Below are 16,910 nucleotides of genomic sequence, written 5' to 3' on the forward strand. Positions count from 1 at the left end.
CCCGGTTGTTCCCGAGCGGCCTCTTCTTTGAGCGTCCAATGGACGCGCGGCACTCCAAGCAAAATCGGCCTATTCGGCGGCCTTCGGGAAGGCGATCGCCGGTTCGGCGTCCAGCTCTGGTGTCGACTCCTCCGGCGAGATCGCACCCTTGCCGCGCCCGAACAAGCGGCTGAGCCAGCCGCGCCGTGCGCCGGGCTTGACCTTGGCCCGGGTGAACACCATCAGCATCGACGGCGTCACCACCAGCGTCAGCACGGTGGCGAAGGACAGGCCGAAGACGATCGCCGAGGACAGTGAAATCCACCATTGCGTCGACGGCGCGTTGATCGTCGTCTCGTGATGGAAGATTTCGAGGCCGAGGCCGAAGGCGATCGGCAGCACGCCGAGGATCGCCGACACGGCGGTCAGCACGACGGGGCGCGCGCGTTCGCGGCACGTCTGCAGAACCGCTTCGACCTTATCCCAGCCCTCTTCCCGCAGCCGGTCATAGGTGTCGATCAGCACGATGTTGTTGTTCACCACCACGCCGGCCAGCGCGATGACGCCGATGCCCGACATGACGATGCCGAAGGTCTCCCCTGTTATCAGAAGTCCCAGGAACACGCCGATTGTCGCCATGACCACGCAGGACAGCACCAGCCAGACGCTGGTGAACTTGTTGAACTGCGCCAGAAGCACGATGAAGATCAGGAAGATCGCGGCGCCGAAAGCTTTGCTGAGGAAGGCGCTGGCCTCCGCGCTGTCCTCGTTCGAGCCTGCGAGCTTCCAGCGTATGCCGCTGCCGAGGTCCATGTCGGCGACGGCCTGGGTGACCTGCTGCTGGACAGCAGCGACCTGTTCGCCGGCGGCGACATTGGCCTGGATGACCACCGTGCGCGCGCCGTCGATGCGGTTGAGGATGCCGACGGTCGGCTCCGGCTTGCGCACGACGAAATTCGAGATCGGCACCGAGCCTTGCGAGGTCTGCACCCTGAGATCGTCGAGCGCCGACAGTGTGCGCCGGTCTTCCGGCAGGCGCAGCCTGATGTCGACGGCGTCATCCGCCCCGGCTGGCCGGTATTCACTGAGCTTCAGCCCATTCGTCACCAATTGCACCACCGTTCCGACCGAGGTCGGGCTGATGCCGTATTGTGCCGCCTTGGCGCGATCGACCTCAAGCGCCCAGTCGACGCCGGGCGGCGGCAGGCCGTCGGAAATGTCAATCACACCGGACACCTTGGCAATGCGGGCGGCGACCGCGCGCGCCTTGTCGTCGAGATCTTTCGGATCGACGGCCGAAAGCCTGATCTGGATCGGCTTGCCGGTGGGCGGGCCGGCCTCGGGCACGCGAACCTCGACGTCGACGCCGGGAATGCCGGCCATGACGCCGCGCAGTTCGTCCAGGATCGCATTCGCCGATTTGCGCTCGCGCCAGTCGACGAATTCGTATTGGATCACGCCGACCACGTCTTCAGGTATGTCCTGGCCACCGCCTTGCGTCTTGCCGACACGGGTATAGACCGACTTCACGCCTGGCCAGCCGAGAAGCCGGTCCTCGGCGATCTTTGTGGAGGCATCCATTTCGGCGAGCGAAAGGTTGCCGCGGGCGTGCACATAGAGCAGGCCGTAGTCAGGCTCGACATTCGGGAAGAACTCGACGCCTGCGCCGTATTTCGAATAGGCAAAGCCGACACCGAACAAAAGCGCGACGGTGAGCAGAAGCACGGTGACGGGAAAGCGCACCGCCTGCTTGACCACGGCCATGTACCAGCCATCACGGTTGTCGTCCTCGTCATGGGGCGGCGCCTTGGCGAACAAGGCGCCCAGCGTCGGCGCAAAGACCAGCGCATAGAGCATCGAGGCCGAAAGCGTGACAATCAGCGTGATCGGCATGTATTTCATGAAGTCGCCGATGATGCCTGGCCAGAACAGCAGAGGCGAAAAGGCGGCGATGCGCGTCATCGTCGCGGCGATGACCGGACCGGCCATGCGCTTGGCGGCAAGCTCGAAGGCCTCTGCCTTCGGCATGCCTTCGCTCATGCGCCGCTCGGCGAATTCGGTGACGATAATGGCATCGTCGACCAGCATGCCGACCGCCAGGATGAGGCTGAACAGCACGATCATGTTGATCGTGTAGCCCATCATGGCCAACAGCAGGATGCCGATCAGGAAAGACGATGGAATGGCGAGGCCAATCAGCACCGAGGCCCGGCCCGACAGCGCGTAGAGAATGACGATGAACACCAGGATCACGGCGATCACGACGTGGTTCTGCAGATCGCCGAGCAACTGGTTGACGAAGACCGACTTGTCCTGCGTGTAGGTGACATGCATGCCTGCCGGCATGGTCTTTATGAAGGCGTCGGACACCTCCCTGACCTTGGCAATCGTGTCGATCAGGTTGGAGCCGATGCGCTTCTTCACCTCGATGGCGATCGCCGGCTTACCGTCGAGACGGGTCACCGTCTCGGCGTCCTTGAAGGTGGAGCGGACGGTGGCGATATCCTTGGCCTGCACCACGGCATTGGGGCCGGCGACGATCGGAAGCGCCGCCACGTCCTCCGGCGTCTCGATCAGCGAAGGCACCTTGATCGCGTATTTGCCTTCGGACCCTTCGATGTTGCCGGCAGCGACAAGACTGTTGGAATCGCCGACCGCACCGATCAGCTGCTCGAGCTGAAGCCCGTAGGAAGATAGTTTCATCGGATCGATGACGACTTCGACGAGGTCGTCGCGGGCACCTTGCAGCGTGCCTTCCAGCACGCCGGGCACCTCCTCGATGCGGTCGCGCAACTCGCGCGCCGCCGTCGTGAGCACGCGCTCGGGCACCTCGCCCGACAGCGTCACGACCATGACGGGGAACTCGGAGATGTTGACTTCGGTAACCACAGGCTCCTCGGCTGCCTGCGGCAGGTCGGCCTTACCGTCCTGGACCTTGCTGCGTGTGTCCTGCAACGCCGTCGCCAGATCCGTCTGCGGATGGAATTCGACCAGCACATAGCCGCCGCCCTGGAAGGCGGCCGAGCGCATCTCCTTGAGACCCTTGAGGCTCTTCAGCTTGGCTTCCATCGGCCGCAGCAGAAGGCGTTCCGAATCCTCAGGCGAGATGCCCTGATAGATCAGGCTGACATACATCATCGGAATCGGAACGTCGGGTTCCGCTTCCTTCGGCGTCGACTGATATGCGACCGCACCCGCAAGGATGAGGAAGATCAGGACCGAAATGGTCAGCCGGGCATTGTTGATTGCGAGCTTGACGATATCCATGATTATTGCGTCCCGGCCGTCGCTTCGCCCAACAGCTTCTGAATGGTCGCCTGATCGGCCTCGACCGGCTTGATAACTTCGCCTTCCTTCACCAGTTCCTGGCCGGCGACGATGACGCGCGCATCGGCAGGGATGCCACCGAGCACCAGGCCGGTTGGCGTGTCGTCGACGAGGTCGATCGGGAAGAACACGACTTTGTCGTCCTTATCGACGGCGCGAATGCCGAGATCGCCCTTGTCGCCGAGCGTGACCACCGATCGCGGCAGCATGACGGCGTCGGTCGGTTGCGCGCTCAGCGCGATCTCGGCCGTCATCCCGGCTGGGATGGTGCCTTCGGGATTAGGGATTGCGATCTCGACGCGGAAGGTGCGGGTGGCGGAGGAGGCGTCGCGGCTGATGTAGCGCACGGTCCCTTCGACATTCTGGCCGCTGACCAACCGTACATTTGCCTTGTCGCCATTCTTCAGAAAGCCGAGATCGCGTTCGCTGACTTCGCCGCGGGCAATTACCGGATCGAGCTTCAGAATGGTCGCCACCTCACCGCCCTGCATCACGGAACTGCCAAGCTCCACCGGCACCCGGTCGATGACGCCGTCGAACGGCGCCTTCACCTCGTTGCGGTCGAGCTCGGCCTGCGCGGCTTCCAGGTGCGACTGGGCCAGCGTAAGGTTGGAGCGGGCCGTGTCGAGCTGCAGCTTGGGCAGATTGCCGGTTTTCATCAGCCGCAACGCTGCATCGAGTTCGGCCTGACGCTGAACCAAAAGCTGCTTGGCGTTGCTGACCGCCGAAAGCTTTTCCTCGGCTGCCAACATCAGCACGAGGTCGCCGGTCTTGACGCGCTGTCCCTGCTTGACCGGCAGCTTGTCGATGACGCCGGCGACACGCGTCGCCAGGACCGCGCGCTTATCGGCTTCGGTCAGTCCGGAAATCCGGATGGCGCGCGCATAGGTGCGCCGCGGCGGGGTTATGACCGCGACGGTGCGTAAGGCTGCCTTTGGCTGTTCTGCCTCAGTGGGCTTGGGCTTACCCGCGTCAGCCGTGTTTGGCTGCTCGACTTCGCCTGCCTTGGGCTTGTTGTCGGCAGACGCGCTCCCGACGGACGAGAACTCGCCCGTCACCATCCAGGCAGCGAACCCGACAAGCACAACAATGGCTGCAAGCTTGTGAAACCTGTATTTCGGCATCATCGTTTTTCCAGTGCGCGGGAATCGGCCAGGCCGCGTCTTCTAACTCGGCGCGTCGCCGATATGGGTGCGCGCAAGGCCGTGTTCAACTTGCCGTGATCGGCGAACGAGCTTCTACATCAAAGTTGCACCGCAATATAGTCAGAAAAGTTGATGGGTTATTACTTCGCTGGGCAGGACGCGCTCGCCGCCATGAGGCGCGCCGGACAAGCGCGGCCGTTCGTCTGCGACATCGCACTCGGCGCAACGCGGATGCAAGAGTACCGTGTAGACCGCATTCCTCGGGCAAACCCTTGGTTGCGTCGACCATCATCGGTTCTGTGTTCGGCTTTCCGGTGCCGTTGGGAAAGGCGCCATCGAAACAGCGTGGCAGCAGCTGTCAGCATGGTGGAAACCAGTTTCATGCGAAGGTCACCTCCCTCGACATGGGCAGTGTCCGGATGCGCTTGCCGGTCAGTGCGAAGATGGCGTTGGCGAGTGCCGGTGCCGCCGGCGGCGTGCCGACCTCGCCGACGCCGCCCATCTTGTGAAAATTCTCCAGTATTGCGACTTCGAACGCCGGACACTGGGAGATGCGCATGGCATCGTAGTCGTGAAAATTCGACTGTTCGACCATGCCGTCGGCAAAGCTGATTTCCTGAGCCATCGCCGCCGACAGGCCATAGATGGCGGCGGAGATGAGCTGCGCCTCGATGATGCCAGGATCGAGTGCGGTGCCGACATCGGCGGCGATCCACACCTTCTCAATGCGGATTCCGGCTGGCGTGTCGGCGACCTGGACAATCTCGCCGACCCAACTGCCGAAGGACAGCGTGAACGCCATGCCCTTGGCCTTGCCGGCGGGCAGCGCCTCACCCCATTTTGCCAATTCGGCGACCTTCTCGACCACCTTCACCGCTGCCGGATAGGCAGCCATCAGCTTCTTGCGCAATTCGACTGGATCGGTTTTCCCGGCGACGGCGATCTCGTCCAGAAATCCTTCATGGAAGAAACCGTTGATTGAACTGCCGACCGATCGCCAGGAGCCGACAGGGATGGAGACGGGTGCGGCGACGCCAGTCACCCGGTAGTTCGGGATCGTATAGGGCTGGTTATGGGCTCCGTCGACGATCGACTTGTCGGGGCCGAGCGGCGATATCGAGGGAAACAGCCGGCGCAAGGTGCTGGCTATCAGCGATGGCGAGGCGATTGTCATGTCGACGGCGACCGGCATGCCGTCGCCGCCAAGCCGCGCCTGGAATTTGCCGATCGCGGCTGGCCGGTACGCGTCGTGGCGCATGTCCTCCTCGCGCGTCCAGATCACCTTGATCGGCCGGCCTGCGGTCTCCTTCGCCATCAGCGCGGCACAGAGCGCATAATCCACCTCGACACGTCGACCGAAGCCGCCACCCATGAATGTGGTGTGGACGTTGACCTTGTCCTGCTCGATGCCGACAACACTGGCGCAAAGCTGGCGCACCAAGGTCGGCGCCTGATTGCCGCACCAGATGTCGAGGACGCCGTCCTTCAACCGCGCCGTGGCGTTCATCGGCTCCATCGTCGCATGTGCCAGATAGGGCACCGTATAGTCGGCCTCGACGATCTTTTCGCGCGGCGCGTCGGCGAAGGCGGTATCGACATCGCCATCGTCGCGCATCACCGAGCCTTTGGTGCTGAGCGCCTGCTTCAGCACCTCGGAAATGGCGGCGCTGTCCAACGGATATTCGGGATCGGCCCATTCGGCGTCGATCGCCTCCGCCGCCTTGAATGCCGCCCAGGTGTTTTCGGCGATAATGCCGAAGCCGTGGCCGTAATTCGTTTCGATCGGCACGATCTTGATCACGCCCGGCATTTTGCCGGCCTTGGAGAGGTCCGCCTTGACCGGCTTGGCCCAGAAGCGCGGGCTCATCTTGATCGTCCCGTACAGCATGTCCGGCAACGTCACGTCGATGCCGAAGATCGGCGCCCCGGTGACCTTGGCCGGCATGTCGATGCGTTTTTGCGGTTTGCCGAGCAGTTTCCAGTCAGCTTTGTCCTTGAGCCGGACATCCGCAGGCGGCGCCATCGTCGCAGCGGTCGCGGCGACAGCGCCATAGGTCACCGACTTGCCCGACGCCTTGTGCAGGATCGAGCCATTCGCCGTTTCCAGATCGGCGGCAGCTATGTCGAGCTTTTGCGCGGCCGCTGCAATCAGCATCTGCCGCGCGGCGGCACCTGCCTGCCGCATCTTCAGGAAAGCGTCGCGCGTCGAGGCCGAGCCGCCGGTGCCTTGGAGGGCGAGGAATTTTCCGACCACGCCCATGCCGGCGCGCACTACTTCCGCGGTCATGCTTTCGTCGAAGAAGGCGAACGGACCGCCCTCTTCCAGGATCGCTGAGTTGTAATAGGCGTAGGAGGCCGGGCCGTGCTCGACCTTGACCTGGTCGAGCCCGACATCGAGCTCTTCGGCAACCATGGCGGCGAGCGTCGTCGAGATGCCCTGGCCCATCTCGGCGCGCGGCGCGACGATGGTGATGGTGTTGTCGGCGCCGATCTTCACATAGGGATTGAAGGTCGCTTCATCAGCGACGAGATCGCCTTCCAGCGGATTCGGATAGGGTTTGCGGTAGTAATAGTAGCCGACGGCGACGCCGCCTGCGATGGCAGCCGCGCCGATGAGAAACGTGCGGCGGGCGATCTTTCCGACACTGGCCATGGTCAGATCCCCGCCGTCTTGAGGACGACCGCTCGTCTGATCGCCGCGCGGATCTTCGGGTAGGTGCCGCAGCGGCAGAGATTGCCGCCCATGGCATTGTCGATGTCGGCATCGGTCGGGTCGGCAACCTCGTCGAGCAGCGCCACCGCGCTCATGATCTGGCCGGCCTGGCAGTAGCCGCACTGGGCGACCTGCTCTTCCAGCCATGCCTGCTGTACCGGATGCAGTCTGCCTTCGGTGCCGATGCCTTCGATCGTGATGACCGCGCCAGTGACCTCACCGACCGGCAATGAACAGGAGCGCACGGGCTGGCCGTCGACATGCACCGTGCAGGCGCCGCAGGCGGCAATGCCGCAGCCGAACTTCGGCCCGGTCTTGCCCATGAGATCCCGCAGCGCCCACAGCAGCGGCATTTCGGGATCGGCATTGATATCGAATGCCTGCCCGTCGACGGTGAGGCGCATGGGGATACCCTTCGTTGTCGTCCACAGCCCAAGGGAGAAGCGCTCGCTTCGTCCCTCAAACATCTTGACAAATTTCGTTATTTTGTCAACAGAGCTTTTGCAGGATAAAGTTGCACCATGATCGAGATCGAAGACATCGCCGACATAGACCCCAAACGCGCCCGTATCCTCGACGGCGCGATGAAGGTGTTTTTGGCCTATGGTTTCGCCCGCACCACCATGGACGACATTGCGCGGGCCGCCGACATGTCGCGGCCGGCGCTCTATCTCCAATTCAAGAACAAGACCGACATCTACCGCGCCATCGCCATGATGCTGCTTGGCCGTTCGATCGAGCAGGCGAAAGCGGCGCTTGCCGGCGACGGCGCCTTCGCCGAGCGCATGACGCGGGCCATCGACGAAGCGCTGATCTCGATGATGCGCACCGTCCACGCCTCGCCGCACGGCGCTGAACTCCTCGACATGAAATCGAGCGTGGCCGATCTGGTCGGATGCTGGCGCGGCGGCCTTGTCGAGCATGTCGCAACCGCAATCGAGGACGAGGCCGTCGAAAATGGCGTCGATCTCACCGCCAAGGGCCTGTCGGCAAAATTGCTGGCCGACATGCTGCTCGACGGGCTGGAAGGCATGAAGACGCGCATCAGCGATCCTGACGAACAGCGGCAAGCGGCGGCCGCACTGATCAGGGTGATCGATCTAGCCTTGAAAAAAGGCTGACGTCTCCAAATGCCTCAGGCTTGGCGGCGCGCCGCCTCCGGCTTCTTGCGTGCCGCGAGGAACTCCTTGACCCGCCGGCCCGGTGCCGGACCACGCACCGGCTTGAAGCCGTCGTCGAGCTCGCCTGAGAGATCAAGCGTCGGCCGCTTGCCGACGGCGTCGTAATTCTCCTCCAGCCAGTCGCTGGCGGCGGTGCGGCCAAGGTCGCGCAGATAGGTCAGGAACGCCCATTCGGCATTGACCTTGGACGACGCCGACAGGTCCTTGAACGCCTCGTCGGCATCGATCCGGTGCATGCGGATGTCGCGGTATTCGCCATGCGGCAGCCGGCCGGCGGCGATCAGTTCCTTGACGAAGGCGATCGAACGGAATTCACGCAGCAGCCCGGCATTGAAGGTAATCTCGTCGATGCGGTTCTGAATTTCGTTGGCGCTCTTCGGCGTCCCCTCGCGGACCACCGGATTGATCTGCACCAACAGCACATCCTCGGTGGCAGCCGTCTTGAAGAACGGGAACAGCGCCGGATTGCCGCCATAGCCGCCGTCCCAGTAGGGCACGCCCTTGATCTCGACGGCGCGGAACAGCTGCGGCAGGCAGGCCGACGCCATCACCGTGTCGAGGTCGATCTCGCCATCGGAAAAGACGCGCAACTGCCCTGTCTCGACATTGGTCGCGGAGATGAACAACTCCATCGACTTGCAGGCGCGCACATTGCCGAAATCGATCTCCTGCTCGATCACGTCGCGCAGCGGGTTGAGGCCGAGCGGGTTGGCGACATAGGGCGAGAACACCCGCGACATGGTGTCGAAAAAGAGATAGCCGGGCGTATTCTCGATCGACCAGTTGCCCCAGGCCACGTCCCACGGCATGCGTTGCACCGGGCTGAACCGCCCCTTCAGCGCCACTGCGCGCCAGAAATCGTCGAGTTTCCGCCGCGCGCCCTCGACGCCGCCGCGGACGAAGCCGTCGGCCAGCGCCACCGCGTTCATGGCGCCGGCGCTGGTGCCCGAAACCGCCGCGATGTCGAGCCGTCCGTCCTCAAGCAGCCGGTCGAGCACGCCCCAGGAAAAGGCGCCGTGCGAGCCGCCGCCCTGCAGCGCGACGTTGATCTTCTTAGGCTCCTCCGCCTTGCCGTTTGTCGTCATGGCGTTGCCCTTGATTTGTCGGCCAGATGTGTTTTGCGCGCCCAAATTCACTGGGCGGTCCAGCCGCCGTCGACCGAAATATGCGTGCCGTTGATCTGCGCTGCCGCATCCGAGCACAGGAACACCGCGGCAGCGGCAACCTGCTCGACCGTGACGAATTCCTTGGTCGGCTGCTTTTCGAGCATGACCTCGCGGACCACCGTGTCGCGGTCCATCTTGTTCGCCTTCATCTGGTCGGGGATCTGCGCCTCGACCAGCGGCGTCAGCACATAGCCGGGGCAGATGGCGTTGCAGGTGATCTTGTCGCGCGCCAGCTCCAAAGCGACGGTCTTGGTCAGCCCCATGATGCCGTGCTTGGCCGCGACATAGGCCGACTTGAACGGCGAGGCGACCAGCCCGTGGGCCGAGGCGATGTTGACGATCCTGCCGCCGCCGGCTTCTCTCATCAGCGGGATGGCGGCGGCGATGGTGTGGAAGGCCGACGACAAATTGATGGCGATGATGGCATCCCACTTCTCGATCGGAAATTCTTCCACCGGCGCGACATGCTGGATGCCGGCATTGTTGACCAGTATGTCGACCGAACCGAATGTTTCGGCTGCCTTCGCAACCAGCGCCCGGCATTCGGCCGGTTTCGACATGTCTGCCTTGATATAGGCGGCCTTCACCTTGTGATGTTTGGCGATCGCATCGGTGATGGCCCGGTCGTCGGCCGTGTCGGAAAAGGAATTGACGACGACGTTGTAGCCTTCCGCCGCGAGCGCATGGGCGATGGCCAGACCGATGCCCGAGGTAGACCCGGTGACGATGGCGGTTTTTCTGCTGGGCAAGGCGGAATCCTTCGGTAGGTGCTAACGGAAGCATATTGCAGTGCAGCATATATGTCTCGTGCCGCGCAAGAACAGCGGCACGGATCGGCGACGACATGAAATTTTTGTCATGAAGAGGCCGGCCTCAGTCGAAGTTGTGCGCCTGACAGGCCCTGTGAAAACAGTTTCGTCAGCGATCCCGGGGAGCCTCTTTGGGGTGTTCCTAAGACCGCGTTTTGGAAATGGTCATCTGGCTCATGAAAAGACGCAGGGCCCTCCGCACGGCGAGGGACGGCTGCTCCGACGGATGCCACTCCGGAAAATGGCCATCAATCGCCATGCGCGCCAACCCATAGACAAAGGCACGTGCGGCAAGCACCAGATGATCGAAGTCGGTGTCCGGGGAAAGCCGACCCTTTTTTTGCGCCTGGGTCAGCAGGTCGATCATCTTCCGGCGAATGGCTTCATTCTGATCACGAAGATTGTCCGACGCGTCGAAATCAATCAGCGTTCGAGAACTGATGATCTGGAAATGCGTGGGATTGCTGATCGCCCATTCCAGATAGCCTTGTCCGATTGCTTCGAAGGCCGCAATGGGATCTGCACTGTCGGCTTTTGACTGCGCATCGGCAACGGCCTCGGTCAGCCGGCTCATGGCCTGTTCGGCGACTGCGGTCAGCAGTGCTGTTTTCGACCGAAAATGCCGGAATGGAGCGCCGGGCGAAACGCCGGCACGCTTTGCGGCCTCGCGCACAGACACATGCTCCGCGCCGCGCTCTTCGATGATCTCCACGGTTGCAGCGATCAAAGCCTCGACCAGATTGCCATGATGATAGCGCTTGGGGTTGGCGGCTTCGCCGGAATCCGTGGTGCTGGTCATGCCTTTCCAATAGCACAAGGCCAAAATGTAATCACTGATTATTTTCTTGCTCCGGAGCGATTCATATGTAATCGGTGATTACACAACAACGGAGGTTACCATGCATCGCATCATCGCAACGACTGCCCTCGCTTTCTCCTTATTGCTCGGGTCTGCCCAGGCCGAAGATCGGCCTACCCTGGAAATTGTTTGGCCGGCCGCCGGTTCGGTCATCGAGCTCGGCAATGATGCGGAAAAGGCGATAGGCGTCATCGTCAGGAGCAACCTCACGCTGCTTCCTGCAGGCAAATGCGGCGACAACAGCCAATGCGGCCACGTGCATATGAAGATCGATCCCGACGGAGACAGTTGCAACATCCCCGGCAGGCCATACAACAGCATGAATAGCGACCTTGGCGGCGATCTTATCAAGGCTCGTTTCGGCCATTGCCCGGATGCCGCCGGCAAGCACGTGATCGGCATCCTGCTTGCCGATGATCATCACAAGCCCGTCCTTGTGGACGGCAAACCCGTTACCGCCCTGGTGACCGTGACGACGAAATAGCGTGGGCCGGATGGCATCTCTGCCTCATTCGAGGCGGAGATGTTCTGACAAGGCTGCAGAGGATGGTTTCGGCCGGACCTTGTCCGGCCAGTGATCACGACATGGTGTCGAGCTTGCGCTGCATGGCGGCGATCTGTTCCTTCAACTCCTGAAGGTCATCGGGTTTTTCCGACCCTTCTTTCCTGGCCGGCTCTGCCGGCGGCGCAGACGAACCATTCGAGCCTGCGGGTGGGAAGGGCGTGAACAGGCGCATGGCATTCTGGAACATCTCCATGTTGCGGCGCGTCTGCTCTTCCAGCGCCTTGATCGGCGTGGCGATCTTCATCATGTCCAGCGGCGACTTGCCCAAGGCACCCTTCATCTGCTCGCGGAAGCGTTCTTGCTCCTTTGAGAAGGCGATCATCGACTGCTCGAGGAAGCTCGGCACGATCATCTGCATCTGGTCGCCGTAAAAGGCGATCAACTGGCGCAGGAACGGGATCGGCAGCATGTTCTGCCCATCCTTGTTCTCCAGCTCGAAGATGATCTGGGTCAGCACAGGATGGGTAATGTCGTCGCCGGTTTTGGCGTCCTGGACGGTGAACTCCTCGCCCTTCTTGACCATGTCGGCAAGATCCTCGAGCGTCACATAAGTGCTGGTGCCGGTGTTGTAGAGGCGGCGATTGGCATATTTCTTGATGATAATCGGTTCGTCTTTCGCGGCCATCAGTATCCTCCCGGGACACCGGCGCACTTGAGTAAGCGGCCGGTAACGATTGCGCTTTTCAAGGATATGCGCAAAAGCGTCACAATTCCAAGTGGTTTGTGCAGTGCGGGATCGATTAATGCTGCACGGCAGCCTAAATATGCTGCGCGGCAACGGGCGGGCTGTTTCCATGGCGACGCGCAACCTGCTTGCCGCGCATGGGCGGCATGCCCATTTCCGGTTTGACTTGGGTCACGGAAAGGGCAAGAAAAGTCCCTAACCGCGCCTCAAATTCGACCCCTGAAGTCTGGAGAAGAACATGCCCGCTTCCAATGCCATTGTCGTCGCCAGTGCGGCGCGCACGCCCGTCGGTTCCTTCAACGGCGCCTTTGCCAACACACCGGCCCATGAACTGGGCGCCGTCGCCGTCAAGGAAGCGCTCGCCCGTGCCGGCGTCGACGGCAAGGAGGTCGATGAGGTGATCCTCGGCCAGATCCTGACCGCGGCTCAAGGCCAAAACCCGGCACGGCAGGCGGCGATGGCGGCCGGCGTGCCGCAGGAAGCGACCGCCTGGGGCCTCAATCAGCTCTGCGGCTCGGGCCTGCGCGCCATCGCGCTTGGCATGCAGCAGATCGCTATAGGAGATGCAAAAATCATCGTCGCCGGCGGTCAGGAATCGATGTCGATGGCGCCGCATGCGCAGCACCTGCGCAGCGGCGTCAAGATGGGCGACTTCAAGCTGATCGACACCATGATCAAGGACGGCCTGACCGATGCCTTCTACGGCTACCACATGGGCAATACGGCGGAGAACGTTGCCCGGCAGTTCCAGATTACCCGCGACGACCAGGACACATTCGCCGTCGGCTCGCAGAACAAGGCCGAGGCCGCCCAGAAGGCCGGAAAATTCAAGGACGAGATCGTTGCCTTCACCGTCAAGGGCAAGAAGGGCGACACCATTGTCGACCAGGACGAATACATCCGCCACGGCGCCACGATCGAGGCGATGATCAAGCTCAAGCCCGCCTTCGACAAGGAAGGCACCGTGACCGCAGCCAATGCTTCCGGCATCAACGATGGCGCCGCTGCCGTGGTGCTGATGACCGAAGCCGAAGCCGCAAAACGCGGCATCACGCCGCTTGTGCGCATCGTTTCCTGGGCGACCGCGGGCGTCGACCCGCAGATCATGGGCACCGGGCCTATCCCCGCCTCGCGCAAGGCGCTGGCCAAGGCCGGCTGGTCGGTCGGCGACCTCGACCTGGTCGAGGCCAACGAGGCCTTCGCCGCGCAGGCCTGCGCCGTCAACAAGGACATGGGCTGGGACCCGTCCATCGTCAACGTCAATGGTGGCGCCATCGCCATCGGCCATCCGGTCGGCGCCTCGGGGGCCCGCATCTTCAACACGCTGGTCTACGAGATGCGCCGCAGAAATGCCAGGAAAGGCCTCGCCACGCTGTGCATCGGCGGCGGCATGGGCGTTGCTATGTGCGTGGAAGCGCTGTGAAGACAGGCTACAGCGCCGCGCGTCCCTTGGGACGCGCACGCTGTAGCACTTTGAGCTTGCGCATAATCCTTTCCGAAAAATCGATTTCGATTTTCGGGGTTCATGCACCAGGCAAGCCGTGAAATAGTCGGTGGCGAACGGGGCTCAATCGCCGTTAGAGCGTTCCCCGCCTGCCACGCACGAATTAAGAAAGGGGAGGACAGCATGACAAAGGTAGCACTCGTCACCGGCGGGTCGCGCGGTATTGGCGCCGCGATTTCAATCGGACTGAAAAACGCCGGCTACAGGGTTGCCGCGAATTACGCCGGCAATGACGAAGCGGCGCAAAAATTCAACGCGATGACCGGCATCCCGGTCTACAAATGGTCGGTCGCCGACTACGATGCCTGCGCCGCCGGCATCAAGCAGATCGAGGCCGATCTCGGCCCGGTTTCCGTTCTGGTCAACAATGCCGGCATCACCCGCGACGCCATGTTCCACAAGATGACGCGCGAGCAGTGGAAAGAGGTCATCGATACCAACCTGTCGGGCGTCTTCAACATGACGCACCCGCTGTGGGGCGGCATGCGCGACCGCAAGTTCGGCCGCGTCATCACCATCTCCTCGATCAACGGCCAGAAGGGACAGGCCGGCCAGGTCAACTATTCGGCGTCGAAGGCCGGCGACATCGGCTTCACCAAGGCGCTCGCACAGGAAGGGGCGCGGGCCGGCATCACCGTCAATGTCATCTGCCCCGGCTACATCGCCACCGAGATGGTCAGGGCGATGGATGAAAAGGTGCTCAACGAGCGTGTCATTCCGCAGATCCCGGTCGGCCGCCTCGGCGAACCGGAAGAGATCGCACGCTGCGTCGTCTTCCTCGCTTCCGACGATGCCGGCTTCATCACCGGCTCGACCATATCAGCCAATGGCGGTCAGTATATCGCCTGAGGCGTCGGCTCCTCGCCGATAATTGATCTGCCACTCCAGCGGCCGGTACGGGCAAGATCGACGCTGGCCCGGATAATCGCGGCTGTCAGGCGACAAACTTCAGCCCTGGTTCGGCTGCAGGCTTGGTCTGGGCGATCGGACCTGGCTCGCGCGAAGGTGTGCGGGCAGGCGGGCAAGCGGCGCCCGGCTGAGGCCTGACAGTTTCAAGGCGATGCGACGCTTCAGGAATGGGTTGAGGTTCAGCACGGAAAGCACGAGATTGCGGACGAACCGCTTCACCGGACTGCGGGTAAGCGCCATCTCGGTCATCGTGCCCGCCAATTCAAGCACCTCTTGGGCCGCAGGACGCCGCAGCGCTTCGTAGAGGTCGAGCTCCGCTTCCGGGCGCACGCCGTTCACCACGTCGCCAAGCAACTGACCAAGCACGACCGCGTCGATGATGCCGGTGTTCATGCCTTGCCCTCCCGCCGGGCTGTGCACGTGCGCGGCATCACCCATGAGGAACAACCGGTCCTTGCGGTACGAGCGGACCAGGCGGTGATGCACGCGAAAACGCGAACTCCACGACAGCTCGAGCACCCGGGTTCTGTTTTTGGTCGGTCCACGGCTGTCGAGCAGCGCCTGGATGTCGGCGACCTCGGGCTTTTCCGGCGCATCATCCATGGTTGCGACGACCCGGTATGATCCGTCCGGAAGCGGTGCCACCACCACCAGCCCGGCTGGTGCAAAGAACAGCGACACTTCGGTCGGCCCAACCGGCCAGTCGAGACGAACATCGGCGAGTACGAACGAAGCGTCATAGGCCGCGCCGTCGAACTCGATGCCGGTCGACTTACGCACCAGGCTGTGAATGCCGTCGGCACCAACGACATAGCGCGCCGCTATCAGTTTCTCGAGGCCGTTCTCGACCACCGTCACGCGCGCGCCGTCAACGCCCTGAACGACCGCCTTGGCCTCGACCATGCGGTGAACCACGCCGCCAAGGGCGGCAATCCGTTCGGCGAACACCTGCTCGGTCAGGTTCTGAGGCAGCATCATCAAATAGGGATGCCTCGACGGAAGCTTGCCCAAATCGAGCTTGAGCAGCGCCCGATTGCGGTCGCGAATAGCGAAATTCTGCAGCTTCAGCGCAAGTTCGCTCAGCCGCTGCGTGACGCCGAGAGGCTCCAGCGATTCCAGCGTCTGGGCGTGGATGACGCCAGCCCGCGAGGTCTGAAGCCCCTGCGCCAGTCTGTCGATCAGAACATGATCGACACCGGCCTGGTGCAGCACGATGGACAGCGCCATGCCGGTCGGGCCGGCGCCAATGATCAGGACTTCTGTTGTATCTGTTGTATCGGGCAACATTTCTCTCTCCATTTGTCAACGATCGTTGACTTTCTAGTTGGACCTATTGCATTTGTCAACGGTCGTTGGCATATGAATTTTCATGACCGAGAATCAGCCGAAGAAACCCAGCAAGTCGGACCGCACGCGCGCCCAAATCCTTAAGGCCGCGAGGCTTCTGTTCGCCGAGCACGGCTACGACGGCGCCTCCATCCGCGACGTCGCCGCGCATGCCTCGATCGATCCGGCCATGGTGATCCGCTATTTCCGCAGCAAGGACGAGCTGTTCGCCAGGGCGGCGGTAATCGACTTGCAATTGCCGGCACTGCGGGTGCTCGACCGAAACGCCGTCGGCGAAACGTTGATCAGGCGTTTTCTCGAAATCTGGGAGAGCCCGGCCAGCGGTCCTGGCATGGCCATTCTGCTGCGTTCGGCGACGTCGAACGAATTCGCTGCCGAAAAGTTGCGCGACGTATTTGGCAACCAGGTGAGGCCGGTGGTCGCGGCGGTCGCCGACCCCGCCGACGCCGGCCGACGGGCGGGGCTCGTTTCGAGCCAGTTGCTGGGTTTGGCGATGTGCCGATACCTGCTGCGGCTTCCGCCCGTCGTCGCCCTGTCCCACGACGAGATCATCCAGAACATCGGCCCTACTTTGCAGCGCTATGTCGTGGGAGAGGACGTATCTTGAACCTGCCGTTCAGCGGGTGGCCGAGTCTGGTCCTGCAACGACTGCTGCCGACCGATTGCGGGAGGCCGATTTGTGCCGAAGCGGCACGCAAAGGTTAACGGCGGTCGCGCAGCC

General features: G+C 62.5%; 14 protein-coding genes. 5 read left to right on the plus strand and 9 right to left on the minus strand.

Going from position 1 to position 16,910, the window contains the following annotated elements:
* Positions 1-69: 69 nt before the first annotated feature.
* From EN885_RS05080 to EN885_RS05095, 4 genes are all read right to left on the minus strand, one after another.
* Positions 70-3,246 carry an efflux RND transporter permease subunit gene (locus EN885_RS05080; protein WP_128241728.1) on the minus strand — a complete coding sequence of 1,059 codons (3,177 nt, stop codon included), beginning with the start codon at positions 3,244-3,246 and terminating at the stop codon, positions 70-72.
* 2 nt (positions 3,247-3,248) lie between these two features.
* The gene (locus tag EN885_RS05085) at positions 3,249-4,430 is read right to left on the minus strand and encodes an efflux RND transporter periplasmic adaptor subunit (RefSeq protein ID WP_095487673.1); all 1,182 of its coding nucleotides are present in this window, start codon (positions 4,428-4,430) and stop codon (positions 3,249-3,251) included.
* 400 nt (positions 4,431-4,830) lie between these two features.
* Positions 4,831-7,104 carry a xanthine dehydrogenase family protein molybdopterin-binding subunit gene (locus EN885_RS05090; RefSeq protein ID WP_095487338.1) on the minus strand — a complete coding sequence of 758 codons (2,274 nt, stop codon included), beginning with the start codon at positions 7,102-7,104 and terminating at the stop codon, positions 4,831-4,833.
* Positions 7,105-7,106: 2 nt separating this feature from the next.
* Positions 7,107-7,568, minus strand: a complete 462-nt coding sequence (locus EN885_RS05095) for a (2Fe-2S)-binding protein (RefSeq protein WP_095487340.1) — start codon at positions 7,566-7,568, stop codon at positions 7,107-7,109.
* 117 nt (positions 7,569-7,685) lie between these two features.
* On the opposite strand from EN885_RS05095, the gene EN885_RS05100 reads away from it, so the two are divergent.
* Entirely contained in the window at positions 7,686-8,285 is a 600-nt protein-coding gene (locus EN885_RS05100; protein WP_095487342.1) for a TetR/AcrR family transcriptional regulator, read from the plus strand.
* A gap of 14 nt (positions 8,286-8,299) precedes the next feature.
* Here EN885_RS05100 and EN885_RS05105 read toward each other — a convergent pair whose 3' ends face one another.
* The 3 genes from EN885_RS05105 to EN885_RS05115 all read right to left on the minus strand — a co-directional run bounded on the left by EN885_RS05105 (position 8,300) and on the right by EN885_RS05115 (position 11,047).
* Positions 8,300-9,430 carry a patatin-like phospholipase family protein gene (locus EN885_RS05105; RefSeq protein WP_127288401.1) on the minus strand — a complete coding sequence of 377 codons (1,131 nt, stop codon included), beginning with the start codon at positions 9,428-9,430 and terminating at the stop codon, positions 8,300-8,302.
* 47 nt (positions 9,431-9,477) lie between these two features.
* On the minus strand, positions 9,478-10,260 hold the full coding sequence (locus EN885_RS05110) for a 3-hydroxybutyrate dehydrogenase (protein WP_095487344.1): 783 nt from the start codon (positions 10,258-10,260) through the stop codon (positions 9,478-9,480).
* Positions 10,261-10,462: 202 nt separating this feature from the next.
* Entirely contained in the window at positions 10,463-11,047 is a 585-nt protein-coding gene (locus EN885_RS05115) for a TetR/AcrR family transcriptional regulator (RefSeq protein WP_245493005.1), read from the minus strand.
* 172 nt (positions 11,048-11,219) lie between these two features.
* Between EN885_RS05115 and EN885_RS05120 the strand changes: the two genes are divergently transcribed.
* Positions 11,220-11,663 carry a hypothetical protein gene (locus EN885_RS05120; protein WP_127205831.1) on the plus strand — a complete coding sequence of 148 codons (444 nt, stop codon included), beginning with the start codon at positions 11,220-11,222 and terminating at the stop codon, positions 11,661-11,663.
* A gap of 94 nt (positions 11,664-11,757) precedes the next feature.
* On the opposite strand, the gene phaR is transcribed toward EN885_RS05120, so the two are convergent.
* Complete coding sequence (phaR, locus tag EN885_RS05125; RefSeq protein ID WP_095487350.1) at positions 11,758-12,369, minus strand: polyhydroxyalkanoate synthesis repressor PhaR; 612 nt, start codon at positions 12,367-12,369, stop codon at positions 11,758-11,760.
* A gap of 298 nt (positions 12,370-12,667) precedes the next feature.
* On the opposite strand from phaR, the gene EN885_RS05130 reads away from it, so the two are divergent.
* Positions 12,668-13,852: an acetyl-CoA C-acetyltransferase gene (locus EN885_RS05130; protein ID WP_095487352.1), complete on the plus strand. Its 1,185-nt coding sequence runs from the start codon at positions 12,668-12,670 to the stop codon at positions 13,850-13,852.
* Positions 13,853-14,056: 204 nt separating this feature from the next.
* Complete coding sequence (phbB, locus tag EN885_RS05135) at positions 14,057-14,782, plus strand: acetoacetyl-CoA reductase (RefSeq protein WP_095487354.1); 726 nt, start codon at positions 14,057-14,059, stop codon at positions 14,780-14,782.
* A gap of 99 nt (positions 14,783-14,881) precedes the next feature.
* Here phbB and EN885_RS05140 read toward each other — a convergent pair whose 3' ends face one another.
* Positions 14,882-16,129: an NAD(P)/FAD-dependent oxidoreductase gene (locus tag EN885_RS05140; RefSeq protein ID WP_245493006.1), complete on the minus strand. Its 1,248-nt coding sequence runs from the start codon at positions 16,127-16,129 to the stop codon at positions 14,882-14,884.
* Positions 16,130-16,211: 82 nt separating this feature from the next.
* Between EN885_RS05140 and EN885_RS05145 the strand changes: the two genes are divergently transcribed.
* Positions 16,212-16,796, plus strand: a complete 585-nt coding sequence (locus tag EN885_RS05145; RefSeq protein ID WP_127288399.1) for a TetR family transcriptional regulator — start codon at positions 16,212-16,214, stop codon at positions 16,794-16,796.
* The last annotated feature ends 114 nt before the right edge of the window (positions 16,797-16,910 follow it).

The sequence above is a fragment of the Mesorhizobium sp. M6A.T.Cr.TU.014.01.1.1 genome (assembly GCF_004022765.1).
GTDB classification, from domain to species: Bacteria; Pseudomonadota; Alphaproteobacteria; order Rhizobiales; family Rhizobiaceae; genus Mesorhizobium; species Mesorhizobium mediterraneum.